Here is a 25728-nt window from a genome sequence, read left to right on the forward strand (position 1 = left end):
AAAGCGATTTACCGTATTTGACTAACCTCAAGTAAATCGCTTTACTTAACAGAGAAAACGGAGGTTATTTTAAGATGAGAATGGTTGATGTTATTAAGAATAAACGCGATGGTAAAGTGTTATCAAAAGAGGAAATTGAATTTGTCGTTTCTGGATATACAGAGGGTTCGATTCCTGATTACCAAGTAAGTGCTCTATTAATGTCTATCTTTTTTAGAGATATGACCGATGAAGAAATTACCCATTTAACGATGGCAATGAGTCAATCTGGTGATACGATTGATTTATCCGAAATTAAAGGAATTAAAGTTGATAAACATTCAACAGGTGGTGTCGGAGATACAACCACATTAGTTCTTGCTCCTTTGGTTGCTTCTGTTGGGGCAGCTGTTGCTAAAATGAGTGGTCGTGGCTTAGGTCACACGGGTGGTACGTTAGATAAATTGGAAGCGATACCAGGATTTGAAATTGAGATGACAAATGATCGTTTTATTGAATTGGTTAATAAAAGTCATGTCGCTGTTGCAGGTCAATCTGGTGATTTAGCTCCTGCTGATAAAAAGTTTTATGCTTTAAGAGATGTAACGGAAACAGTGGATTCAATTCCGTTGATTGCAAGTTCCATTATGAGTAAGAAAATAGCATCTGGAGCAGATGCCATCGTATTAGATGTTACAACAGGCGATGGTGCTTTCATGAAAAATCTGGAAGATGCTGAGCGATTGGCTCACACTATGGTTCGCATTGGCAAATTAGCCAATCGTCAAACGATGGCGATTATTTCTGATATGTCACAACCTTTAGGAAATGCAATAGGTAATGCTAATGAAATCCAAGAAGCAATTGATGCACTGAAAGGAAATGGCCCAGCTGATTTAATGGAAATGGTCTATGTTCTCGGTAGTCAAATGGTTGTTTTAGCTGAAAAAGCAGAAACTTTAGACGAAGCAAGAAAAATGTTAGAAGAAAGTATTGCTTCTGGCGCAGCGCTAGAGAAGTTTAAGGTGATGGTAGAAAATCAAGGAGGCGATCCTCGAGTAGTTGATCAACCCGAATTATTGCCTCAAGCTAAATATAAATTTGAATTACCAGCCAAAGAATCTGGTGTTATCTCTAAGATGGTAGCGGACCAAATCGGTGTAGCGGCAATGCTTTTAGGCGCAGGTCGTCGTACGAAAGAAGAAGCGATTGATTATGCTGTTGGTTTGTACTTGAATAAAAAAGTGGGCGATTCAGTCGAAAAAGGTGAATCATTGGTTACGATTTATTCAAATCGGAAAGAGATTAAAGATGTTGAAGCTGTTTTATATGAAAATATTCTGATTTCCGAAACTGGAACAGAGCCCAAGTTAATTCACAAAGTAATAACCGAATAATAAGTGTTTTTAAAAGAATATTGTCTGTTTAAGTTGTAAGGGTTTGCTCTATGAATTGAAACGTAGTATTCTTTTATATATAAGGGTATTTAGAGAATAAAAGTTAAAAACACTTTATTTTTTGTAAAATAAAGTGTTTTTAAAAACAAGGTAATGTTAACATTTTAAGAGCTTTACAGTTAAAAGATTGATATAATTTTTTAAAATAGCTTCTTTTTATCTGAAAACATAGTAAAATGTATTTCGGAGGAGTGATTTTATAAAAATGAGAGGAGGAAGTCTTCTTTTTCTTCCAAAGGTTCATTATTGGTCTATCTGTAAAAACTTAAGGAAATTTAGGGGTTGAATACGTATGACTGATGAAAAGAAACAATGGATTAAATTAGCGAATGAGGCAACAGAAAAAGCTTATGTTCCTTATTCAAAATTTCCAGTAGGTGCTACATTGGTTGCTAAAGATGGTCAAATTTATCAAGGATGTAATATCGAAAATGCCTCTTATGGTTTATCAAATTGTGCAGAACGAACCGCTATTTTTAAAGCAGTATCTGAGGGCGTGACAGAGTTTAAACATTTAGTAGTGACAGGTCGAACGAAAGAACCTATATCACCGTGTGGAGCTTGTCGTCAAGTCTTAGTTGAGTTTTGTGCACCGGATATGCCGGTCACGCTGTGTAACTTGGATGGAAAGATAAAAGAAACAACGATCCAAGAGTTATTACCTTATTCTTTTGTGGAAGTAGAAATTTAAAAATATATTATTGGAGGTTTTTCGTAATGAAGAAGTCAACAAAATTTGGCGCAACAGTATTGACAGCAGGTTTATTAGTAGGACTTGCAGCATGTGGTGGAAGTAAAACTCCTGAAAATTCAGGTGGTAAGAAAGATGAAGCAGGAAAAGATGCTGCTCATAGTGTAGCCATCGTGACTGACGTTGGTGGGGTAGATGATAAATCATTTAACCAATCAGCATGGGAAGGCTTAACAGCATGGGGTAAAGAAAATGATCTTAAAAAAGGTGCGAATGGTTATGATTACATTCAATCAAATGACGCATCTGAATATACAACAAATATTGACCAAGCAGTTTCAAGTGGATTTAAAACAATTTTTGGGATTGGTTACTTATTAACTGATTCAATCAAAGCAGCGGCAGAACAAAATAAAGATACTCAATTTGGTTTAATTGATGCTGTAATTGAAGGACAAGACAATGTCGTATCAGCAACATTTATGGATAATGAAGCGGCTTATCTTGCTGGTTATGCAGCAGCTTATACAACTAAAACTGACCGAGTAGGATTTGTTGGTGGTGAAGAAGGCCCAGTTATTGACCGTTTTGAAGCTGGTTATGTTAAAGGGGTTCAAGATGCTTCTAAAGATCTTAAAAAAGATATCAAAATTGATGTTAAATATGCAGCATCATTTGGTGATCCAGCCAAAGGTAAAGCATTAGCAGCTAAGATTTATCAAGATGGCGCAGATGTTATTTATCACGCATCTGGTGGTACTGGACCTGGTGTCTTCCAAGAAGCTAAAAATATTAACGAGAAAAAATCTGAAGCAGATAAAGTTTGGGTTATCGGTGTTGACCGTGACCAACAAGATGATGGTAACTACAAAGATAAAGATGGTAAAGAAAGCAATCTAACGTTAACATCAACAGTTAAAGGTGTAGGCGAAGCTGTTAAAGATATTTCTGAAAAAGCAATGAAAGACAAATTCCCAGGTGGCGAACACTTAGTTTATGGCTTGAAAGATGGCGGTGTTGAATTAGTACCTGGTAATATGACAGATGAAGTAAAAGCAGCAGTTGACAAAGCACGTGAACGTGTGATTAACGGTGACGTAAAAGTTCCAGAAAAACCAGAAAAAAAATAAACAAAAGATATCATTAAGTAAAAACTTTATGGGACAGGACTATCCTGCAGTGGGTATGCTAAAGCCCATAAAGTTTTTTTCTTTTTAGGCTTTAAAGGAAGTACTAAACATTAAGTAAAAAGTGATGGATGTTTCTGTTTCCTTCAAAGTCTAAACTTTGAAGAGAAAGTATTGATAAAAAAGGGTGGGTAATCATGACTCAAGATAATTATGTAATTGAAATGCGTGATATAACCAAACAATTTGGTGAATTTAAAGCAAACGATAATATCAACCTTCAAATAAAAAAAGGTGAAATACATGCACTATTAGGTGAAAATGGCGCGGGAAAATCAACACTAATGAATGTGTTATCCGGACTATTGCAACCAACAAGCGGTCAAATTTATATGGATGGTAAAGCGGTTGACTTCACAGGGCCAACAGATGCAAGTCGTCGTGGTATTGGTATGGTGCATCAACATTTTATGTTAGTTGATGCCTTTACGGTTACCGAAAATATTGTTTTAGGTGATGAGCCTGCTAAAGCAGGTATTTTAGATAAAAAGATAGCAGCTCAAGATATTAAAAAGATTTCTAAACAATACGGAATGGAAGTTGATCCTAAAGCATTGGTAAGTGATATTTCAGTCGGCATGCAACAACGTGTTGAGATTTTGAAAACACTTTACCGTGGGGCAAACATTTTGATTTTTGATGAACCAACGGCTGTACTGACACCACAAGAAATTGATGATTTAATTTTAACAATGAAAGAGTTAGTTAAAGAAGGAAAATCAATTATTATTATCACTCACAAATTAGATGAAATAAAAAAAGTTGCGGACCGATGTACTGTTATCCGTCGCGGTAAAAGTATTGATACGGTTACAGTAAAAGATGTTTCTTCGCAACAATTAGCGGATTTGATGGTAGGGCGTTCTGTTTCATTTAAAACAGATAAAAAAGCTGCTCATCCAAAACAACCTGTTTTAGAAATTAAAGATTTAGTTGTAAAAGAAAGTCGTGGGTTAGAAGCGGTTAAACATTTAAGTTTGGAAGTTCGCGCGGGTGAAGTTTTAGGAATTGCAGGAATTGATGGAAATGGTCAATCAGAATTGATTCAAGCCATTACAGGATTACGCAAAGTTGAAAGTGGAACAGTGAGTATTGCAGGAAAAGAGGTAACAAACCTTAAACCTCGTCAAATTACTGAAACGGGAGTGGGACATGTACCAGAAGACCGTCATAAATATGGTTTAGTTTTGGAAATGACCTTAGCAGATAACATTGCGTTACAAAGTTATTATCATGAGCCATTTAGTAAAAATGGTGTTTTAAATCAAAAGTATATTGATGAATACGCACGGACATTGATTGCTGAATATGATGTTCGAACGACAGGCGAAACAGCGACTGCAGCGTCACTTTCAGGTGGTAACCAACAAAAAGCGATTATTGCTCGTGAAATGGACCGTAATCCTGAGTTACTAATTGTTTCTCAACCTACTCGTGGTTTAGATGTAGGAGCGATTGAGTACATCCATAAACGTTTGATTGAGCAACGTGATGATGGAAAAGCCGTTTTAGTTGTTAGTTTTGAATTAGATGAAATTTTAAATGTTTCAGATCGAATTGCTGTTATTCATGCAGGTGAAATTGTCGGTATCGTTGATCCTAAAGAAACCACTGAAAATGAATTAGGTTTGTTGATGGCTGGTTATTCTTTAGAAGAAGCTCGCAAAGAATTAAATGCGAAAGTGGGTGAAACAGTTGAGTAATATCAAGTTTTCTAAATTAAATAGTATTTTGGTACCCGTACTCTCTGTTCTTATGGGATTTGTGTTAGGTGCAATTATTATGATTGTTTTTGGTTATAATCCGATTTATGGATATCAAGCCATGTTAGATACGGCTTTTCAATCATCAAAAAGCATTGGTGAAATTTTCGTTATGGCAGCACCCTTGATTTTTACAGCCTTAGGTTTCTCGGTCGCTAACTCAGCAGGTTTCTTTAATATTGGGTTATCAGGTCAAGCATTAGCTGGTTGGGTTTCAAGTGTTTGGGTCGGCTTGATTTTAAATGACTCACCACGGATTGTTGCTATTTTAGCTGCTGTAATAGTAGGTATTCTAGCAGGTGCTGTAGCGGCAGCGATACCAGGCTTTTTACGTGCTTATTTTGGAACAAGTGAAGTAATTGTAACTATTATGATGAACTATATTTTATTACATATTAGTACACATATTGTGAACAATGTTATTGCTCAAAAGTACATTAGTACTAAAGGAACAACAAAAATGGTAGAAGCGGCATCACTTAAAACTGAATTTTTAAGTTCAATTAGTAATGGTTCTCGTTTAAATATGGGAATTATCCTTGCCGCTGTTTTCTTGGTTTTAATTTGGTTCTTAATGAAGAAAACGACGTTAGGTTATGAAATCAGAGCGGTTGGTTTAAACCCATTTGCTTCTGAATATGCAGGAATGAGCAGTAAACGTATTATTGTTTTATCAATGGTTATTTCTGGAGCATTAGCTGGACTAGGCGGCGTTGTTTATGGATTAGGTACGTTTGGTAACTTCTTCATTCAAGGTAGCTCACTAAGTATTGGATTTGATGGGATGGCAGTATCCTTATTAGGAGGAGGATCTTCGATTGGAATTCTCTTATCAGCTATTCTATTTAGTATCTTAAAACTAGGTGGACAAGGTATGCCATTGAAAGCAGGCGTCCCAACAGAATTAGTTGATGTCGTGATAGCGTCAATTATCTTCTTTGTTGGAATTAGCTATCTGATTAAATTTATTTTGAAAAAAATTGAAGCTAAAAAAACCGTTAAAGCTGAAGGAGGTCAAGCATAATGAGTGCAGATACATTATCAACAATCAGTAGTTTAATTGCACAGACATTAGTTTACTCAACACCTCTTGTTTTCACCGCGTTAGGTGGAACATTCTCTGAGCGAAGTGGTGTGGTTAACGTTGGTTTAGAAGGTATTATGGTAATGGGAGCATTTAGTTCAATTGTTTTTAACTTGACCTTTGCTTCAACATTAGGTGCTTGGACTCCGTGGATTGCTTGTTTAGTCGGTGGAGTTGTTGGAATGGTTTTCTCTTTACTTCATGCAGTGGCAACGATTAATTTACGTGCCGATCACATTATTAGTGGTACCGTTATTAATTTAATGGCACCTGCACTAAGTATTTTCTTAGTAAAAATTATTTATGGTAAAGGTCAAACGGATCAAGTGGTTGAAACGTTTGGATACTTTAACTTCCCAGGGTTAAGTAAAATCCCGATTTTAGGTCCTTTACTTTTTACTAATACGACAGCACCAGCATTTGTCGCTATTTTGGTAGCAATTATCGCTTGGTTTGTTCTTTTTAAAACAACATTTGGCTTACGGTTACGTTCTGTGGGTGAGAATCCTCAAGCCGCAGATACATTAGGAATTAATGTATATGGCATGAAATATGCCGGCGTTCTAATTTCTGGGTTTTTAGGTGGTATGGGTGGAGCGGTTTTTGCGCAATCAATCGCAGGTCGTTTTGCAATTACAACTATTTCAGGTCAAGGTTTCATTTCGATGGCAGCAATGATTTTTGGTAAATGGAATCCACTAGGTGCGATGGGAGCAGCGATATTCTTTGGTTTTGCTCAAAATATCAGTATCGTGGGTGAAGGATTACCAATCATTTCAAGTATTCCAAAAGTTTATATGGAAATTGCTCCTTATGTTTTAACGATTATTGTTTTAGTTTTATTTATTGGTAAATCTACAGGTCCTAAAGCAAACGGTAAAACATATATTAAGTCTAAATAATCATGTTCCTCCCGCATTGAGATGCGGGAGCGTTCATAAAATTATAATGAGAGAAGGAATATAAGATGTTTAAAAGAGTTCATTTAATCGTATTAGATTCAGTAGGGATTGGAGAAGCTCCAGATGCTGAAAAATTTGGTGATGTAGGTAGTGACACTCTTGGACATATCGCTGAGACAGCAGGTATAGCTATTCCTCAAATGGAAAAATTAGGTTTAGGAACCATCGCTCCTTTAAAGGGAGTTGCTTCTGTAAGTGATCATCAAGGTTATGCTACAAAACTGGAAGAAGTTTCAGTTGGTAAAGACACAATGACTGGTCATTGGGAAATTATGGGGTTGAATATTCAAACGCCCTTCAGAGTATTCCCAGAAGGTTTTCCACAAGATTTATTAGATAAAATTACAGAGTTTTCTGGTCGTGGTATTATTATGGGAGCTAACAAACCCTATAGTGGGACTAAAGTAATCGATGATTTTGGTGAAGAGCAAATGAAAACAGGGGATTTGATAATTTATACATCAGCGGATCCCGTCTTACAAATAGCTGCTCATGAAGGTGTTATTCCTTTAGAAGAACTGTATCGTATTTGTGAGTATACACGAGAAATCACAAAAGAAGATCCTTATATGATTGGTCGTATTATTGCTCGCCCTTATGTTGGTGAACCAGGTAACTTCACAAGAACACCCAATCGTCATGACTATGCACTCGCTCCATTTGGAAAAACCGTTCTAGATTCGTTAAAAGATAATGGTAAAGATGTCATTGCTGTTGGTAAAATTAATGATATTTTTAATGGTGAAGGTGTGACAGAATCAGTTCGTACAAAGTCTAATATGGATGGTGTGGATCAATTATTAAACGTCATGAAAAAAGATTTTACTGGTTTAAGTTTTACTAATTTAGTTGATTTTGATGCTTTATATGGTCATCGCCGAGATGTTGAGGGGTATGCTAAAGCTTTAGAAGATTTTGATGCTCGTTTACCAGAGATTTATGCAGCGATGGGTGAAGATGATTTATTATTAATTACTGCTGATCATGGTAATGATCCGACTTTCCCAGGGACAGATCACACTCGTGAATATGTTCCATTATTAGCTTATAGTAAAAAAATGACGGGTCAAGGATCTTTAAAACAAGGTCACTATGCAGATATTTCAGCAACGATTGCTGAAAACTTTGGTGTGCCAGCAACAGAAAATGGAACTAGCTTTTTAAATCAATTAAAATAAGGAGTCAAAATAAGATGACATTAATGCAAGAGTTAACCGAAACAAAAAAATATATTCAAGAACAAGGGGTTAAGGAAGTTGATTTTGGGCTGATTTTAGGATCAGGTCTTGGTGAATTAGCAGAAGAAATCACAGATAAAGTTATTATTCCTTATGGTAATATTCCTAACTTTCCCGTTTCAACGGTTGTGGGACATGCGGGCCAATTAGTCTATGGAACACTTTCAGGAAAGAAAGTTTTAGCAATGCAGGGTCGCTTCCACTATTATGAAGGTCATAGCATGCAAACCGTGACTTTCCCAGTACGTGTGATGAAAGCATTGGGAGCAGACTCATTGATTGTGACAAATGCTGCTGGTGGCGTTAATACCTCGTTTTCACCTGGAGATTTGATGCTGATTACCGATCAAATTAATTATACGGGGGATAATCCATTAATGGGATTAAATGAAGATGAGTTAGGTCCTCGTTTCCCTGATATGTCACAGCCTTATAGCCACGCTTATGGTGAAGTAGCTAAAAAAGTAGCCCAAGAGTTAAAAATAACCTTACAAAAAGGTGTATATATGGGCTTTTCAGGTCCTACATACGAAACTCCGGCAGAAGTGCGCATGGCTCGTTTAATGGGAGCTGATGCAGTTGGAATGTCGACTGTTCCAGAAGTTATTGTAGCTAATCATATGTCAATGAAAGTATTAGGAATTACTTGTGTGACTAACCTTGCAGCAGGTATGCAAGCGAACTTAAATCATGAAGAGGTTGTTGAAACAACAGAACGTGTTAAAGCAGACTTTAAAGAACTAATCAAACAAACGTTAGAACGTATTTAAAGGAGAGTATAAAATGAGTGTTCATATTGGTGCAAAGCAAGGCGAAATCGCAGATAAGATTTTATTACCTGGTGACCCGTTACGAGCAAAATACATCGCTGAAACTTTTTTAGAAGATCCGAAATGTTACAATGAAGTTCGTGGTATGCTTGGTTATACTGGTACTTATAAAGGTCATCGTGTTTCTGTTCAAGGAACAGGGATGGGAATACCCTCTGCTGCAATTTATGCGAATGAATTAATTCGTGAGTATGGTGTGAAAAAATTAATTCGTGTTGGAACTTGTGGGGCGTTACGTGAAGATGTTCATGTTCGTGACTTAGTATTAGCTCAAGCAGCAGCAACAAATTCAGCAGTTATTCGTCATGATTTCCCTAAACATGATTTTCCACAAATTGCTGATTTTGATTTATTATATAAAGCTTATACGATTGCGGTTGAAAAAGGCTTTACAACGCATGTGGGAAATGTTTTATCTGATGATGTTTTCTATAAAGATGATATGAGTGACACTTTCCGTCTAGGTGAGTATGGAGTATTGGGTGTTGAGATGGAGGCTGCTGTCCTTTATTATTTGGCAGCGAAATATGGTGTTCAAGCTTTAGCTTTGATGACGGTCAGTGATCATATGATTACTGGTGAAGAAACGACGTCAGAAGAACGCCAATCAACGTTTAATGAAATGATGATTGTTGGTTTAGAAACATTAATTAAAGAATAAAATAGTAGGTTAAAAGGAAGTAATTTTTTATTACTTCTTTTTTTTTATGTTTTTTTTATTTAAATAAGCGTATAATGGACAAAATAATAAAATAATACCGGTTAGGAGTTTTTGTTCATGAAAAAAATAATCTACGTTTTTCTTAGTTTAACAGTCGTCATCATCGTTGGATTAATCTTTTTAGAAAAAGATTCAACTAAGAATGTTAAGGTTAAATTAGGAGAGTCTCAAGAATTTTCAAAAGAGGAACTGCTGGAAGCTGTTGACTTGATTAAAGGAAATTATCGCCGGCATTGGGAACGAGATTCGCATCTTTTAACGTTAACATTTGATGAAAAAAAATCTAAAAAGATAGTATCAAGTTTTAAAAATACATTAAAAGAAAAGTATCCTGGTACAAAGATGACCGATTGTGTTGCATTTATGAGTAGTTTTAGAACAGGATCAAAGCCAGAAGTATATGCACCTTATCAAACGTATACTGATTTTCAATGGATTTTGGTAAAGCTGGATAATGACTGGAAAATATTAACTTTGGGTTATGGCTAAAAAAGGTGAGAAGGGACTATTTTTTTTATCTAAGTAGTAACTGAGTATTTGATGGCGTCGATGTAAGATGGTGATGAAAATAGAAGAGCAATGTATCCTTTTACCCCTTTTTAAGAGCAAAAGTGATGAAAGTATCAAAAATATTGTGACCAAGGTAACATATCGAACAAAGAGATTTAGACTCTATAATAAGAGTATGAGACGATTCTAAATCATTTAACATTTACAGAAAATGCTTTCTTTGTGAATGTTATACTTTATTTGCTTAATCTTAAAAGAAGAGGAAGGATGTGAAAGACAGACTTATTGGGGGAGATTAAGATCAAAAAAAATAAGTCTGTCTAGAGGATGAAAAAATTATGGTTTGGATGTTCGGCAGCGTTATTAATGTTGGTAGGCGGAGTTTCAGTAGAGGCCTGTACGACAGTCGTTGTTGGTAAAAAGGCGACAGTAGATGGGTCAACAATGATTGCTAGAGCGGAAGATATGGGGACTGCTTGGGCTAAGCATTTCGTTGTTCGACAAGCGAATAGTAATCCGACAGACTTCGTCTCAAAGGGAAATGGATTTAAGATAGAGTTACCGAAGGAGCAATTTAAATATACGGCAACGCCAGAATGGGATGTTTCTGAAGGGGCTTTTGAAGAAGATGGAATTAATAGTAAGAATGTTGCAATGAGTGGAACCGAATCAGGGACAACCAAAAAATCAATTTTAAAATTAGACCCACATGTTGAAGATGGGGTTGCAGAAGATGCAATTGTCACAGTTGTTTTACCTTATATCACAAGTGCTAAGGATGGGGTGGAGCGTTTAGGAAAAATAGTTGATGAACACGGTTCGGCTGAAACAAATGGAGTATTATTTTCAGATAAAGATAATGTTTGGTATATGGAAATCGTGAGTGGGCATCAATGGGTTGCGAGTCGTGTTCCAGATGATAAATATGCAGTGGTTCCAAACATGATTGCGACAGGAAAAATTGATTGGGATGATAAAGAAAATTATCTCTATTCAGAAGGATTACCAGAATTTATTAAAAAGAATAAATTAGCAGATGATGTAAAAAAAGTCTCGATTCGTGATGTTTTCGCAGATAAGAAAGAGGATGCTAAGTATAATTTACCACGTCTTTGGGATGGACAACGGGCGATAACGCCTTCTCAAGAAAGAGAAATTACAGATGAAAAATTTGAACTATTTTTAAAACCAGACAAACCAATAACGATTGCTAAAGTGGGTTATGTTTTATCATCACATTTTAATGGAACTAAGTACGATACAATGACAGGTAGTGAACCAGATAAATACCGTCCAATCAGTGTTCCTTATACAATCGAAGCTCATATTCTGCAATTTAGAAATGATGTACCAGAAGAAATCAGTGGTCTTCATTGGTTAGCGCTAGGTGTGACAGATACGAGTAGTTTCATTCCATTTTATAGCGGAATTACAAAAACACCCGATATTTATGTAAAAGGAACGGATACTCCAGATACAGAATCTGCATACTGGACTTATCGAATGACAGATGTTTTAGTGAAACCTTACTACAAAGAGTTTAAGAAAAAAGAAATCTTACCAGTTCGTCAAAAAGTACGCCAACACTTGACGGAAGAATTAGCTAAAGCGGATAAAGAAGCAGAAGTTTTAATCAAATCAGATCCAAGTAAATTAACCGAATTTTATAATAAAAAAGCTGTTGAGTTTTCAGATTATACGATAAAAGAATATAAGGAAATGCAACAACGAATTATTACAGAATTAACAAAGAAAACACCAACGAAACATAATAAAAAACTATAAATAAAAAAAGCAAGGCTAACCTAAAAAGTTAGTCTTGCTTTTTTGTTTATTCAATATCTTCAACATCAGTATCATTTTTTCTTTTTTTAAATAAAATGATAATGATAATTAAGATAATGATTCCTCCAATAATCGGGAGGACTATACTTTTATTGTCACCTGTTTGTGGTAGCTTTTTGCCAGTTTCTATCTTTTTATCAGATGTTTGTGTTGTCGGGCTTGTCTGAGTTGAGCTTGTTTCTTTTGTTTGTGATGTCTCTTTTGTTTCTTTTGTTTGTGTTGTTTCCACTGTTTCACTGGTATTTGTTTCTTCTGGTTCGAGAAAGGCCATGAATTCTTGATGGATTTTCATTAATTCTTCTTTGGTGGTTGCTTCTTCTGTTTGTTTCAGAAAATCGGCAGCCTGTTGTTCAGAAATCAAGTTCTCATTCTTTGCAATGTTAATATTAACAATAATATTAACATTGCAAAGAATGAGAAGAGATAACCACTTGCTTTGGTGTTTATTCCTGTTAATTGATCAATAATCGCTTGCATCTCTTCACGGGTTGTTGCATTATCGAGTTCGGTAAGTGCAGTATTGTATTGTCCTTCGGTAATAAACCCATTGGCAAAAAGAATTCTCAAGTTGTATTTTTTAGCAGCGCGAAAACTTAAATATTGTGTTTCCATTTTTTGGTTTTCAACGACATCGGTACTTGTTGGTGTTGTATCTTTCGTCTGATCTAAGCTATCTGCTAGGGTAATTGTTGAAGGTAAAGTAAGTAAAAAAAGAGTAGAGAGTAAAACAGCTATTTTTTTCATTTAAAAAACTCCTTTGCGTTTATGTAATATTATTTTAACATTTTTGTAACGTTATAGCGATAATTTAGCAACAATCTGTAATATTAATTATTAGCTATTTTTTCCATTTTCCGTTGAATGATAATTTTTAACTTTTTTTCGATATCAGAAAAATCACGTGGTTTGAAAGGATAATCAAAAAGATGAATACTATATGAAAAACGATGTTCTTCTTCAAAAAGATTAGGAATATTAGTTAAGATTAAATCTGCAGATTCATCTTCATTATTCTCTAAAACTTTTAGATTAAAATCAAATTTAAAGTAACCTGTTAGTTTTTCTGTCATCGTATTTTTTAGAAAAAAAGGTAAATCAGAATCTAAAAATAAAGAAATTGTTGGTTCAAAATAAGTCAGGGGTAAAATTGAAGAGAAAAGTAACATGTATTTTTGGGTGAGATAATTTTTTTCAGCAAAGATAGTACTTTTGGTCTGGTTCGCAAGCACATCGATTAAAGACTCTATTTTTAATTGTAGTATCGGATAGTCATCATCATAGTCATGATAGATATCATGACCATCAATATCTACATGAATATTTTGAAAGATTTTAGCAAATAAATGTGTACAAAAACAGGTGTAGAAAAAACGAGTTTTAATATTTTCTGGGATGGGTGAAATCATCTTCTCAAATTGTGTCACGAAGGTTTGGGTTACTAAGTAGACATCGGATTGTGTTTTTTCTTGGTAATCAAAAATCCGCTGACGAATTGCAGACGACTCATAAAACTTAGGTTTTGCTAAAAGAGCAAGAGCTAAAAAAGCTATCTCTGAATCTTGAAAAATATGATGTTCTTCGCGTATCGCTTTTAGAAAGGAAATTTTACCTAGCAATTCTTTGATATTTAAATAATTATTCCATTCAGGATCGATTTCAATAATGTGTCCTTTATGGGCACGAATCGAAACAACAGCCATCATGTAACTGATTTGTCGCCGATTGATTTCAGAGAGATTCATTTGTAAGTCGTCTTCTAATTGTTCGATCGTCTGGTTAATTTTATACTGTTCAATGGTTTTAAAAGGCCAATTCACCCCTTTAAAAACTAACCAAAAAGTGACAAAGGTAACCAAGCGTATTTGTTTTTCTTCACCGGTTAAATCAAGAGACTGATTGGCGATACTAACATCATAAACATTTAGAAATTCACGGATTTTTCTAATTTGTTTGCGAACAGTATCTTCATTAACAAAATGGTCATCAGCATATTTTCTAGCAGAGGAAACCCGACCTAAAAGTAAGTCACTTAATAAAAGTAAAGTGTCATCTTTTTCTAAGATATAGTTTCTAAAAATCATATAGCTACTCCCACGGTCAATGATTAATTTAATCCCTTTAAATTTTTCAACTAATAATTCAATCTTATGATCTGTTTGTAGATTGTAATCATCTACAAATTCTTTTAATTGTTGCACATAACGTTGAACGGTTCTGTCAGAAACATTTAAACATAAGCTGAGTTCATTCATTGAGTACCATTGGTTTGTATCTGAAATAATTTCAATAATGTTTAAAACTGCTTGATTGCGACGATCAAGTAAATTGAAAATACGTTTATCCAATTATATTCCCCTCATTTCTAATTATAGTATCTATTTTTAGTTTACCTTCATTTATTAAACATATCAAAAATTTAGCCAAAAAATAGCCTTGATTCGAAAAAAAATTCGAATCAAGGCTATTTCGCTAAACAAAATGAAGATTAATGGGAAGAATGTGCTTCATACAGAAAGTTTTGAAAATATTTATTTACTTTTTCTGCATCCTCACGTGTGTAGGAAAGGATTAAAATAGTGTCATCTCCTGCTACACAGGCAACGACTTCCTTAATTTCATCGCGTAAACGGTCAATCAATACCCCAATTGAAGGACCATTTCCGGGCAGTACATTTAAAAGGTTCATAAATTCAATCTGGCTGATCGATACCCCAGTATCATTAACAGCATTCATCAAGCGTTCTTTATCAGTATTTTTTTTCATCTCTGATAAAGCACGGTTAAAAATATGATAACTCGATTTGCCATTAGGACGGTGACGTTTAATGATGTTTAATTCTCTAATATCGCGAGAAATAGTGGCTTGTGTGGTATTAACTTTTTCTTTTTTTAAGAGAGCCATTAGTTCATTTTGGTTAGAAATATTATGTTCGCTAACTAACCGCCTAATAATTGCTTGCCGATTCCTTTTATTCATATTGTCTAAAGCCTCCATTTATCAAATAATCTAGAACTTAATTTTTATAAATAATCGATTACTTACTTTCAGAGACATACTCCAAAATATCCCCTGGTTGACACTCTAAAGCTTCACATATTTTTTCTAAAGTTGAAAATTTAACAGCTTTAGCTTTGCCATTTTTTAAGATTGAAATATTAGCCATCGTGATACCAACATGATGGGCTAATTCTGTAACGCTCATTTTTCTTTTTGCTAGCATGACGTCGATATTTACTCTAATTGCCAAGGTGCTTCCCTCCTTTAAATCGTTAAATCATGCTCATCTTTAAGTTGTTCTGCTAGACTAAAGAGATGAAATAGTAGTGAAGCCATGATGGCAATGATAATGCCGAGACTGAAAAACAAACCCGTCAGAATAAAGAAAGGAGGATTGCTTGGAAAGAGAATAATCCCTAGAATACTAGCAATCGCGTAAATGATACTTTCGATAATTCCTGCATAAGCGATGTGTTTCAATTGCTTAGCAATTTTCGCAGAAAAAAACTGATCTTTTTTAAATTCAGAGCTCATTTTCCATAAACGATAAAGAATATAGAACACGGGTAATGCCGTTATCCAGAAAAAAAGCTGAACTAATAATTGATAGCGTGACAATTGAATATAGCTACTAACTTGAGGAGCTATTCTTATTAAAAAAAAGAGCCCTAAAGTAGCCATTGCAATGATGATAACCCGAAAAATTCGATTAATATTTTTAATAGTCATTCATGTTTCCCCTTTATGCACTTTAATTTCATTATATAAAAAAAACGCCTAAGAAAAAAGCCAATAAGCTGTTTTATTGGTTTTTTCCAATCATATTCTTAACAAAAGCAAGGGTCCCTAAAATAATACTCCCTAAAAGGAAGAGATAGCCTAAAGGAATCATGAAAAAATAGGGTTCCACTAAAATATTATTTTTGTTGAGATAACTAGTCTCAGGTAGTAAAAGATTACCGAAAATGAAAAGAAGTCCAAGGATTAAAAACACGATAGCAACAGGGACTATTTTTGATGTTTTCTTTTTGGAAGATGTCATAGGAGTTCCAACTTTCTAAGTTTTAAGTCTATGTTCAATATAGCACGGTTACTAACGTAATACAATTGATATAATATTGTTTAACGATAATTAAATATCGTTTTAACTAAAATTTAGTCAGCTAATGGAAAAGTTAGCCGAACAACAAAGTCGTTTTCCTGTTGCTGATCAATCTCAATTGTTCCGTGATGGCGTTTAACGATTTGTTGGGCAATAGATAGCCCTAGACCATGGCCTGGAATTTCTGAATGTTGGCCTCGCTTAAAGGTTTCAAACAATTGTTGTGTCTGTGGTTGTTCGAGCGTCTCTTGTGTTGGATTTTTCAGGATAATCTGAAGGTCTTGTTTTGTTTTACTAAGTTCGAGTTGAATTTTTTGTTGTGGAGCACTATATTTGATGGCATTGTCTAGTAACAGGCGAACAAGCTGAGCTAGTCGTTGATAATCTCCGATAATTAATTGTTGTTGGGTTAACTGGTTGAGAAAGATAACTTCTTGTTTTTTATCAGTTAGGAAAGAACGATAGGCACGTAGTGAATCTTCGATAACTTCATATAGATCAACCGGATTAGTTTCAATTGAAAATTCGGTTGATTGTAGCCGATTGAGTTCAAGTAAATCATTTAGTAGAAACTCAAGTTGTTCAGCTTCGTTTTGTAATAAAGTTAAGTATTCTTGCTGTTGAGGAGAAACAATTTCATAGTGATCATCGAGTGTTTCGAGCGAGTTTTTGATAATCATGACAGGTGTTCTTAATTCGTGAGAAATTTGAGATAAAAAGCGTTTTTGGCTAAGTTCTTTGTTTTCACGCTCATATTTAGCAATTTGTAACTGTTCCCCTAAAAAATTAAGTTGGTCTGCCAAACGATTGAGCTCATCTTCAGTTTTGACGAATAGTTGTTGTGAGTAATTTTCCTGACTCAATTTTCGGGTAAACGTTTCCATTTGTTTAATTGGCTTAACAAATTTTTTAGCAGTGGAGTAAGCCATTATCATGGTTAACAGCAGCGCAACGATAAGACTGATAAATAACGTTGAGAAATCGGAAAATTGATGACCTAATCGTTGTTTGATTGTTGATTCTAAAAGAACAGCTCCGCTGACTTTTTCCTGATTCAATAAAGGAATTCCCACGAGAATTTTGGTTTGTTCTTTTTCAATTGCATTTTCTCCAGTTGCAATGACTTGATTTAAAAGTTTTTTACTAGTTTCCGTCATTTTAGGGACTTTTTGTTGGATTTGCATTCGATGACCTCCATTATTTTGAAGAAAAGGAGTTCCATCTTTCTTGACAACCCAAAGAGTCCCTCCTGTCATTTGTTGAATCAGTTGGATTGTGGAGTCATAACCTCGCATGGTACTTCCCATATGCATGCCACCCATACCTCTTCGACCGTATCCATGACCACTTTGCTGTTGTTGGTTAATTTGAGTTTGTAAAGCATTGGCTTCATCGATATCTTTCGTTAAATTATTGGCAAGTACTTCACCATGTTCGATCATTTGTTCTTGGTAAATTTTCATGGATTGTTGATTAAAAAGGATTACAAAAACAGAAAAGACCACAATTGAAAAAAGAATTAAGATAAAGGAGAAGTTTCGAACGAGTCGATGTGTGATTGACTTCCTCATAAGTTAACCTCAAACATGTAACCCTGACCCCAAATTGTTTTAATCTCCCAATTTGTTGGTTCTTCTCGTTTGATTTTTTCGCGCAAGCGCTTGATATGACTATCCACTGTTCTAAAATCACCAAGGTAATCATATCCCCAGATACTATCTAAGAGATGATCACGAGTAAAAACTTGATTAGGATATTGTATGAAATGCGAAAGCAAATCAAATTCTTTTTTAGTTAGATGAATATCTTTTTGATTTAACGTAACCTGTCGTGCAAGAGAATCGATTTCTAAACCAGTTAAATTTGAAATGTTTTTCTGTTCGGTTACCTCTAAACGACGCATAATCGCTCGAATTCTAGCACCCATTTCTTTGTTAGAAAAAGGTTTAACGATATAATCATCTGCACCGACATCTAAGCCTAAAATTTTATCGTGATCTTCACTTTTGGCTGTAATCATGATGACAGGGACCATCGAAGTCAATCGAATATGGCGACAAACATCAAAACCGTCCATCCCTGGTAACATGATGTCTAGCAAAACCAAGTCAAAAGCTTCTGAATCAAAAAGGACGAGACCTTCTTCCCCAGAACTTGCTTCACTAACCTGATAATTTTGATGTTTTAGATAATTAACTAAGATCGTTCTAAGTTGCAAATTATCTTCAATAATTAAAACTTTCATTTAAAAACCTCCTATTAAAAATGTCACACTTTTGCCATATCTGTCTTATATACTAAGTATAACAAATAAATAGAGGAGGAAATAAGGAATGAAGAAAAAAATTGGAATTGGTGCTTTGGTATCATTTGTTGTCTTGGGTGGTCTCTTTGTATTTACTAGACCGGGGTTGTCAGCAACGGCAATGACGGATAATACATTGAATGATTGGGAAGTGAGTACGACTCAAAAAGTAGCTCAAACAAAACGTGGCACTGCATTGAGAGAAACAATTGAAGAAGTTCCACGACATGCAAATCAACGTTTTGGAGATGCTAAGCAAAGAGAAGAGCATCGAGCAGCTCGTCAAGAAGCTGTAGAAAAGGAAGCTGCGACGCAAGAAGTAGCTCAAACAGAGGCTCAACAACAATTAAGTACTAGCAGTCAAAAGGAAACGACACAAACGACTACTCAAGAAGCAGAACAAACACAAGAGTATTATGATGGACCTGGTTACTGTCATGGTGAAGGTCAAGGTCGTCACATGAATGGTGAGGGACGTGGTCATGGTGGTCGTCACATGAATGGTGGCGGAGGCCGTGGAGCAGGTCAAGGAAGATGGACGCAAGAATAAAAGTTGAGACTTTTAAAGAGTGGAATTAAAAAAGTAATAAAAGGTAAGCTTAGCAGTTGTTAAGCTTACCTTTTTATATTTATTTTTAAAGAAATTGCTGAAAGCAGAGCAATTTGACTTTGCACAAGTTCAAATCCAGTGATTGGATTTGATGGTGGTTTTCGTCCTTTAAATCAAAGGTGGAATACTGGGGTTAATTGGAACAGCAATCACAGTGGGTTGTTGTCGAAGAATAGCTTCTTGACAGTGAATGGTTAGTTCAGACAACGACCGTGCTTCAACACCATGACACCCATAACCTTTTGCTAAAGAAACAATGTCTAAATCAGGAATATTTAAACCAGGGACATGTAGGGTGTTTTGAGCAATTGAGAAAGATTTTAAAATACCATACTCTTGATTGATTGGAACAATATAAATGATGGGTAATTGATGTTGGCTCGCGGTCCATAATCCCTGAATAGCATACTGGAGGGAACCATCCCCAATCACTGAAAGGATAGGTCGTTGGCTTTTTTTCACTCTTTCACCTAAAGCAATCCCAACAGAAGCAGGTAATCCCCAGCCTAAGGAGCCACTAGCAAAAGTATAAAAACTATCTAAAGTAGTAATCGGCCATTCCGCATGTAAGTCTGCTAGATTGGATGGTGTTTCTTCAACTAAAATCGTGTTTTGTGGCATGACTTCTCGAAGCGTAGCAAATACCTCACGAGCTTCAAGATATCCTCGATCTTGGGTCGTAACAGCGACAGGGTGTGGTGCCATGTTGTGTGGTACTTTTTCTATTATTTGAAGAGGTTCATGTTTTTTGACGAAGGGAATTAATTGTTGCATCGCTAACTGAGCATTGCTCAATAAGCTGTTCCCGACAGGTGCTTTTGCGGCAAGGTCAGGGTTATTGGTAATGTGTAACAATTCTAAACCTTTTGGTAAGTAATCCCCTGGAAGGTAAGGGTAGTAACGGAAAACGGGAGCACCAATTATTAGAGCAACATCATGTCCTTTTAATTTATCAGCAAGTGGCTTAATCGCAAAAGGAAGTCCTCCGACATACAATGGATGATTTTCTGGAAAAGGTGTCCTTTCAGAAGCTGGAGCAGCATAGACTGGAATATTTAACTGCTCAGCAAGTTGAACAACTTCTGTCCAAGCTTCGTCACGTGCGATGTCTGCACCCAAAATCAAAGCCGGTGTTTGCGCTTCATTTAGTTTTTTAGCAAAACTTAGTAAGCGTTCTGGATCTGGACCAAATCGTTGACCGATGTCACGCTGAGAGAGTTCACCATGAAATGGTTTATCCCAATCATCTAAGGGAATAGATAGAAAGACCGGTCCCGCGGGCTCTTGAACAGCCATGGCATAGGCACGCATAAAAGCACCTGGAACATCTTCTGCTCTTTTGGGTTCGTAGCTCCATTTGACAAAGGGTTTGGGTACTTCTTCCGCTTGAATATTGGTGAGCCAAGGTTCTAAAAGTAACATTTCCCGTGTTTGGTTACCAGCAGTAATAATTAATGGAGTTTGATTCATCGAGGCAGTTAAGATGTTACTCATCGCATTACTAAGTCCTGCCGAAGTGTGAATATTCACTAGCCCAACGGTTTTGGTTGCTTGAGCATATCCATCTGCAGCTCCAACAGCTGAGCTTTCGTGTAAGGTTTGGATGTATTGAAAATCTGTAGGAAAATCCTGTAGAAAAGTTTCTTCTGTCGAACCAGGATTACCAAAAATCGTTTGGATATTTAACTTTCTTAAGAGTTCAAATGTGGCAGTTCGGATAGTAGTCATAATTATTCCTCCTTTTGTTATAAGAATTATACGTTTTTTGTAAAGTTAATTCAATTTATTAGCTATCATCGCGTTGGATTTATTTTCCAGTTTTTTTATTAATAAGGAACTCTTAAAACAAGGAGTCTAAAATCGTTAAATAAAGAAAGAAGTGGTATAATAAAGGGGGTAATAATATAATGAGGAAAGAAGTGAAAGATGATGAAAAAAATAATAAGTATCGTTAGTCTAGGGTTATTAATGGTTGCGCTTGGAGCCTGTGGTAATCAAAAGAAAGAGACCACTCCCTCTCAGACTGAAACATCAACAAGTGACGTTAAACCATTAAGCGATAGCACTTCTTCTAGTGAAGACAAAGAAAGAAAGGTTTCAATTTTAGAAGGAACCATCGAAAGTGTTGGCGAGCAGTCATTGACATTGACGGCGATTGAAGGCGTGACAGATCCTGAAGATGTTGCTAATATGTTCCAAACAGATGGGGTTATTGTTAAATTAACAGCTGAAGTTTTAGAAACAGCTAATTTAGATATGAGTTCTTTTAAAAAGGGTGATCGAGTTCAAATGGGAATCCTTGAAGGAGCACCCGTCACTCAATCTTTACCACCACAAGTAACCGCAGAAAGTATTAAACTTGCTAAATAAAATGAAAACAGAGACTGATTTTAAAAAATTAGCCTCTGTTTTTATTTTATTATTTCTTAGTTGGTGGGATTTGAGGGAGTTCATCCACGCTTTCACCAATTGAGGCACCGTAAATCCACTTAGCATTTGCTAATTTTGCCAAGTCACTAGTTCGTCCACTAATGATAATACCTCCAAATTTTGCCTCTTCAAATTTTGCTTGTTTCTTAGCATAAAGGGCGCCATCTTTATAAAGTGAGTATTCTTGTTTGTCGTCTTCGATAGTATAGCCAAAGTCTTGATTTGCTTTTTTTAAACTTTCTGTAAATGCTTCAAAATCTTCTTTTAGAAAAGAATTCGTTTTTTGATCTGAATTTAAGCCTAAGTAAAGCCCTAAATCAGACGTATCAAATTTGGAATAAGTTCCAATCCAAAACCAATTGATTAAGAGGTTATCTGGGATCATTTTTTTGATTTCAGCTTGAGTATAAGGTTGGTCAAAAGTAATGCTAACTTCGGCTAGTTTTCCTTTAAGTTGATTAACAACAGCTAAATCATTTTTTAAAGGAATGCGCGGAGTATTCTGATTCCTATTGTAAAAAGTAGGGACGAGTTGTCGACTTTCACGAGAGATATTAGCAACGTATTCTCCTTTATCATTAGTTAAAAAGGTCGGGGAGTGGTTAAAATTAAGGAGGTGATGATGGAAAATGGTATATTTTCCACGTGCGTCTTCGATAGGAAGGGGATAACCGTCAATGTTTCGATAGCGATTACTCACGATGGTACCTCCAAAGAAATTACTATACTCAATATAACGGGAATCGGCATGAATATTGGGAGACTGGATATCTTCAATTAAAATAAGTTGTTCATTTAAAGTTTGATATTGTTTGGTTGCAAAAAACTGGGTGATCTTCCAGCCACCGACAAAGACGATAAAAAAGGTGATTATAGTGACAATTATTGGAATTAACCAACGATTTCTTCGGTTTTTTTTGGCAATTTTTTTGAATTGATTATCTAAATTAGGTAAGTTTTCCATTTCATAGACCCCTTTCAAGAGTGTTTTTTATTTTTTTACGAGCACGAAAAAGTGCTGTTTTAATTTTACTTTCGCTCGCATTCAGGATAGTAGCGATGTCTTTAATTGATAAATCTTGTTCATATTTCATGATGAGCAAAGAAGCCTCTTCAACGTTGAGCTGCTGTAAAGCAGAGTAAAGATCCGTTCTTTTTTCTTCTGGGAATTCCCAAACTTGTGTTTCTTTGAAATTTAAATCAAGCAATTCTTGATACCTTTTTTTTCGACGATAGCGATCAATATAAGTGCGCAAGGTGACGCGATACATCCAAGCACGCGTTTCTTTATAAGGCAGGATGAGATCTGCTTCTAACATTTTAACAAAAGTATCTTGGACAATATCTTGAGCATCTTCTTTAGAAGCCCCTGTTTTAATTAAATAGTAAGCTAATTCTTGTGATAATTGAATGAGCGTTTCTTCATAGCGATTCAATCGCACCTTGTTCAACTCCTTTCACTAATATAACGAATAAGCTAAACGATTGGTTACAACTATTTTATTCTTTTATCTTTAGTCTGTCATAAAAGAATTAAAGAAGAAGGGGAAGGGAGAATTTTTAAAAGAAATATGCTAGAGTTAAGTAAAAGAGGAGGTCTTGAAATGAAGGCACAAACTGTTTTAGATTTTTGGTTTAAAGAGTTAACACCGCAACAACACTTTGAAAAAAATGAGGCATTAGATACTGAAATAAGGACTCGTTTTTTAGCAATCCATCAGCAAGTAGCTAAAGGTGAAACGTTTGAGTGGCGTCAGACAGCACAGGGACGTTTGGCGGAAATTATTGTTTTAGATCAATTCTCAAGAAATATGTTTCGGGGGACAGCTCAATCTTTCGCTTTTGACATTCTTGCTTTAATCCTAGCACAAGAAGCGGTTTTATGTGGGGCGGATCAAGAGTTGAGTGTCGAAGAGCGGGCATTTATTTATATGCCTTATATGCATTCAGAGTCAGAGGTGATTCATAAAGAGGCAGTTCGTCTGTTTGATCAACCTGGTTTAGAATTTTCTCTAGATTATGAGCATCGCCATTTTGATATTATTAAGCAATTTGGACGTTATCCGCATCGAAATATGATCTTGAATCGTACGTCGACGGAAGCAGAAAAACAGTTTTTATTACAACCTAATTCTTCATTTTAAAGTCAAAAGGAGTCTAGCCCTGATGTGGGTTAGACTCTTTTTGACTTTAAAAATCATAGGTGACTTGTAATCCTAACTCGACAGGCGGGAAAGGAAGAGTGTTTTTTTGAGAATATTCAAGGATATAACGTTCAAAAAAACTTGCTTTAAAAATAAAAGCACTTTTTTTCCCCTGTAAAAACATTAAGAAATTCGCTAAACTAAAACGATTAAAAAAAGTGAAGCGACGACAAAAAAGTTCACGAGTATACAGCTCTTTCTCCTCGATAAAGAGGACTTTTATTTCAAAAAGGGTTAACTTCTTTTTAAATAAAATAGCTAGAATGTTTTCTTTTTGGTAATTCCAAACATCTGTACTGAGATAAGCTAAATTTAAAGGATCTAATAAAGTAAAGTAAATTGCTTTTTTACCAAAGTAAAGTAAACGCATTTTGCTTCCTAGAGGGGCATCTTCTAACTTTTCTTCACCATGAATCGTTCGACCAGAAACAAAATGTTCTTTAGGATACTTATGTTTTAAATAATTAATATAATTAGCTTCATTACTATTTATTTCCATAAACTAACTCCTTTTCATTAAGACTCTAAAAACAACACCTATAATAGACATTTTACTATATTAAAGCTATTATTAAAACGTTTTCATTACAAAAAGACTTGATTTGTTTTAAAAAGAAAAACCTTTGAACGAAGGACGTCGTCCTTCGTTCAAAGGTTTTAGTTGGTAGTTCTTAAATTACAAGTTAAGAAAAGCATCTGTTAGGTCAAGGACGATGTTATTATAGTCTGCGACTTCCCATCCCTCTTTTTTACTTTCTTTAATGACAAAGGCAACATCGGTTGGTTTGCTCATTTTTTCAGTCTCTTTAAAAAGAGAGGGTAAAATAGTATTCATAATTTTTGCTGTCATTTCAGGATCTTGGACAATTTTTTGTCCTTTTTCAATTTGTGTAGGGTCAGTAATTTCAGAAATTTCTTCGATACTATTAATTTCAATTCCATTTTCTTTTAAGACTTTGATTAATTCAGCAGAAACTTTTTCTTCAACTTTTGTTTCAAGATTAGTAAAATCAAGTCCATAGATTTCAGCCGTTACAGTAGTTGTTTCTTTTTTTGTCTCAACTTCTTTAATTTTATAACTCGTTTTTTTAGCAATGGTTTCTTTAATATTTTTAGACATCGTATCCAATGTTTCGTCACTGACACCAAGCGGCTTCATTGTTAATGCCAAGCCTTCTTTGATTGACTTTTCAACATCCACAATTTTGACATTAAAATATTTTTCATACTTTTCGGTCGCTTTACCATAAAATTCAGCATCTAAAAAAATAGAAGCGGCTTCTTTAGGCTCAATCCCTTTTGAACTACAAGCACCAACAAGCAATAATAACCCCATTAAAAAAATGAATAATGTTTTTTTGTTCTTCATCTCTTTTCTCCTTTTTAGTGTATTTTATTATCGTTAATAACACACTATATCAACTTTAAGATAATAACATTTACAAATAAAAGAGAAAAATACGATTTTTGCTAATAGATTTAAAAAATAGAGATAAAATTTAGTCTGTTAATAATCCTTTCAAAAAAAGAGTCATAAATATTTTTTCATTCGGGAGTATTTTTATGTCAGTCACTAACATTGGAAATAATGGTTATTAAGTTATCTGTGGTTTTGATGAGAGAATACTTATCGTTTTATCTTCGTTCTATTAGTCTAATAAAATAGTAATGAGAGAAACTTAAAAGTTTGTGCTTATCCAACGTATTTTGTAATATATTTAACTTGTTTATTTATTAATTATTTTTGAAAGAGAATGTTTTTATTAGGAGTGGAAGCGTTTTTAAATCATGACTAAAAGGCGAGGTGGTTCA

28 protein-coding genes are annotated in these 25728 nt (G+C 35.0%); 14 read left to right on the forward strand and 14 right to left on the reverse strand.

The window, feature by feature from the left end:
- Positions 1 to 74 precede the first annotated feature (74 nt).
- The 11 genes from ACTJFD_RS08205 (at position 75) to ACTJFD_RS08255 (ending at position 12207) form a co-directional block, all read left to right on the forward strand.
- Entirely contained in the window at positions 75 to 1376 is a 1302-nt protein-coding gene (locus ACTJFD_RS08205; RefSeq protein WP_442260859.1) for a pyrimidine-nucleoside phosphorylase, read from the forward strand.
- A 352-nt stretch (positions 1377 to 1728) separates the two neighbouring features.
- Complete coding sequence (locus ACTJFD_RS08210; RefSeq protein WP_442260860.1) at positions 1729 to 2127, forward strand: cytidine deaminase; 399 nt, start codon at positions 1729 to 1731, stop codon at positions 2125 to 2127.
- Between the two features lie 26 nt (positions 2128 to 2153).
- A complete protein-coding gene (locus ACTJFD_RS08215) occupies positions 2154 to 3257 on the forward strand; it encodes a BMP family lipoprotein (protein ID WP_442260861.1) in 1104 nt (367 codons plus the stop codon).
- Positions 3258 to 3451: 194 nt separating this feature from the next.
- Positions 3452 to 5017: an ABC transporter ATP-binding protein gene (locus ACTJFD_RS08220; protein WP_442260862.1), complete on the forward strand. Its 1566-nt coding sequence runs from the start codon at positions 3452 to 3454 to the stop codon at positions 5015 to 5017.
- A gap of 52 nt (positions 5018 to 5069) precedes the next feature.
- On the forward strand, positions 5070 to 6101 hold the full coding sequence (locus tag ACTJFD_RS08225) for an ABC transporter permease (protein WP_442260936.1): 1032 nt from the start codon (positions 5070 to 5072) through the stop codon (positions 6099 to 6101).
- Complete coding sequence (locus ACTJFD_RS08230; protein WP_442260863.1) at positions 6101 to 7063, forward strand: ABC transporter permease; 963 nt, start codon at positions 6101 to 6103, stop codon at positions 7061 to 7063. The genes ACTJFD_RS08225 and ACTJFD_RS08230 overlap by 1 nt, the downstream gene beginning before the upstream one ends.
- Before the next feature lie 65 nt (positions 7064 to 7128).
- A complete protein-coding gene (deoB, locus tag ACTJFD_RS08235) occupies positions 7129 to 8301 on the forward strand; it encodes a phosphopentomutase (protein ID WP_442260864.1) in 1173 nt (390 codons plus the stop codon).
- Positions 8302 to 8315: 14 nt separating this feature from the next.
- On the forward strand, positions 8316 to 9131 hold the full coding sequence (locus ACTJFD_RS08240) for a purine-nucleoside phosphorylase (RefSeq protein ID WP_442260865.1): 816 nt from the start codon (positions 8316 to 8318) through the stop codon (positions 9129 to 9131).
- Positions 9132 to 9144: 13 nt separating this feature from the next.
- Positions 9145 to 9852 carry a purine-nucleoside phosphorylase gene (deoD, locus tag ACTJFD_RS08245; RefSeq protein WP_442260866.1) on the forward strand — a complete coding sequence of 236 codons (708 nt, stop codon included), beginning with the start codon at positions 9145 to 9147 and terminating at the stop codon, positions 9850 to 9852.
- A 117-nt stretch (positions 9853 to 9969) separates the two neighbouring features.
- A complete protein-coding gene (locus ACTJFD_RS08250; RefSeq protein WP_442260867.1) occupies positions 9970 to 10401 on the forward strand; it encodes a hypothetical protein in 432 nt (143 codons plus the stop codon).
- Positions 10402 to 10749: 348 nt separating this feature from the next.
- Positions 10750 to 12207 carry a C69 family dipeptidase gene (locus ACTJFD_RS08255; protein ID WP_442260868.1) on the forward strand — a complete coding sequence of 486 codons (1458 nt, stop codon included), beginning with the start codon at positions 10750 to 10752 and terminating at the stop codon, positions 12205 to 12207.
- A gap of 46 nt (positions 12208 to 12253) precedes the next feature.
- Here the strand turns inward: ACTJFD_RS08255 and ACTJFD_RS08260 are convergent, their stop codons facing one another.
- From ACTJFD_RS08260 to ACTJFD_RS08300, 9 genes are all read right to left on the reverse strand, one after another.
- Entirely contained in the window at positions 12254 to 12628 is a 375-nt protein-coding gene (locus ACTJFD_RS08260; RefSeq protein ID WP_442260869.1) for an LPXTG cell wall anchor domain-containing protein, read from the reverse strand.
- Positions 12625 to 13011 carry a hypothetical protein gene (locus tag ACTJFD_RS08265; protein ID WP_442260870.1) on the reverse strand — a complete coding sequence of 129 codons (387 nt, stop codon included), beginning with the start codon at positions 13009 to 13011 and terminating at the stop codon, positions 12625 to 12627. Before ACTJFD_RS08265 ends, ACTJFD_RS08260 begins: the two co-directional genes overlap by 4 nt.
- A gap of 83 nt (positions 13012 to 13094) precedes the next feature.
- Complete coding sequence (locus tag ACTJFD_RS08270; protein ID WP_442260871.1) at positions 13095 to 14612, reverse strand: helix-turn-helix domain-containing protein; 1518 nt, start codon at positions 14610 to 14612, stop codon at positions 13095 to 13097.
- 140 nt (positions 14613 to 14752) lie between these two features.
- Positions 14753 to 15244, reverse strand: coding sequence for an arginine repressor (locus ACTJFD_RS08275; RefSeq protein WP_442260872.1), 492 nt, complete (start codon positions 15242 to 15244; stop codon positions 14753 to 14755).
- Positions 15245 to 15302: 58 nt separating this feature from the next.
- Positions 15303 to 15515 (reverse strand): helix-turn-helix domain-containing protein, encoded by a 213-nt coding sequence (locus tag ACTJFD_RS08280; RefSeq protein ID WP_442260873.1) that lies wholly within the window; start codon positions 15513 to 15515, stop codon positions 15303 to 15305.
- A gap of 14 nt (positions 15516 to 15529) precedes the next feature.
- Entirely contained in the window at positions 15530 to 15994 is a 465-nt protein-coding gene (locus ACTJFD_RS08285) for a DUF2975 domain-containing protein (RefSeq protein ID WP_442260874.1), read from the reverse strand.
- Positions 15995 to 16067: 73 nt separating this feature from the next.
- Positions 16068 to 16307, reverse strand: a complete 240-nt coding sequence (locus tag ACTJFD_RS08290; RefSeq protein WP_442260875.1) for a DUF3955 domain-containing protein — start codon at positions 16305 to 16307, stop codon at positions 16068 to 16070.
- A 113-nt stretch (positions 16308 to 16420) separates the two neighbouring features.
- The gene (locus tag ACTJFD_RS08295) at positions 16421 to 17938 is read right to left on the reverse strand and encodes an ATP-binding protein (RefSeq protein ID WP_442260876.1); all 1518 of its coding nucleotides are present in this window, start codon (positions 17936 to 17938) and stop codon (positions 16421 to 16423) included.
- Complete coding sequence (locus tag ACTJFD_RS08300; RefSeq protein WP_442260877.1) at positions 17935 to 18612, reverse strand: response regulator transcription factor; 678 nt, start codon at positions 18610 to 18612, stop codon at positions 17935 to 17937. The genes ACTJFD_RS08295 and ACTJFD_RS08300 overlap by 4 nt, the downstream gene beginning before the upstream one ends.
- A gap of 88 nt (positions 18613 to 18700) precedes the next feature.
- Here ACTJFD_RS08300 and ACTJFD_RS08305 point away from each other — a divergent pair, with 88 nt between their 5' ends.
- Positions 18701 to 19222, forward strand: a complete 522-nt coding sequence (locus ACTJFD_RS08305; RefSeq protein WP_442260878.1) for a hypothetical protein — start codon at positions 18701 to 18703, stop codon at positions 19220 to 19222.
- A gap of 168 nt (positions 19223 to 19390) precedes the next feature.
- Here the strand turns inward: ACTJFD_RS08305 and mdlC are convergent, their stop codons facing one another.
- Entirely contained in the window at positions 19391 to 21010 is a 1620-nt protein-coding gene (gene mdlC, locus ACTJFD_RS08310) for a benzoylformate decarboxylase (protein ID WP_442260879.1), read from the reverse strand.
- A gap of 201 nt (positions 21011 to 21211) precedes the next feature.
- Between mdlC and ACTJFD_RS08315 the strand changes: the two genes are divergently transcribed.
- Positions 21212 to 21652 (forward strand): hypothetical protein, encoded by a 441-nt coding sequence (locus ACTJFD_RS08315; RefSeq protein WP_442260880.1) that lies wholly within the window; start codon positions 21212 to 21214, stop codon positions 21650 to 21652.
- A 49-nt stretch (positions 21653 to 21701) separates the two neighbouring features.
- Here ACTJFD_RS08315 and ACTJFD_RS08320 read toward each other — a convergent pair whose 3' ends face one another.
- Positions 21702 to 22676, reverse strand: a complete 975-nt coding sequence (locus ACTJFD_RS08320; protein ID WP_442260881.1) for a sigma factor regulator N-terminal domain-containing protein — start codon at positions 22674 to 22676, stop codon at positions 21702 to 21704.
- Between the two features lies 1 nt (position 22677).
- Positions 22678 to 23154: an RNA polymerase sigma factor gene (locus tag ACTJFD_RS08325; protein ID WP_442260882.1), complete on the reverse strand. Its 477-nt coding sequence runs from the start codon at positions 23152 to 23154 to the stop codon at positions 22678 to 22680.
- A gap of 162 nt (positions 23155 to 23316) precedes the next feature.
- On the opposite strand from ACTJFD_RS08325, the gene ACTJFD_RS08330 reads away from it, so the two are divergent.
- The gene (locus ACTJFD_RS08330) at positions 23317 to 23856 is read left to right on the forward strand and encodes a DUF924 family protein (RefSeq protein WP_442260883.1); all 540 of its coding nucleotides are present in this window, start codon (positions 23317 to 23319) and stop codon (positions 23854 to 23856) included.
- A gap of 46 nt (positions 23857 to 23902) precedes the next feature.
- Here ACTJFD_RS08330 and ACTJFD_RS08335 read toward each other — a convergent pair whose 3' ends face one another.
- Together ACTJFD_RS08335 and ACTJFD_RS08340 are read right to left on the reverse strand one after the other, a co-directional pair.
- Positions 23903 to 24415: a hypothetical protein gene (locus ACTJFD_RS08335; RefSeq protein ID WP_442260884.1), complete on the reverse strand. Its 513-nt coding sequence runs from the start codon at positions 24413 to 24415 to the stop codon at positions 23903 to 23905.
- A gap of 177 nt (positions 24416 to 24592) precedes the next feature.
- Entirely contained in the window at positions 24593 to 25285 is a 693-nt protein-coding gene (locus tag ACTJFD_RS08340; RefSeq protein WP_442260885.1) for a DUF5105 domain-containing protein, read from the reverse strand.
- Positions 25286 to 25728 lie beyond the last annotated feature (443 nt).

Source organism: Vagococcus sp., assembly GCF_052102835.1.
Taxonomy (GTDB): domain Bacteria; phylum Bacillota; class Bacilli; order Lactobacillales; family Vagococcaceae; genus Vagococcus.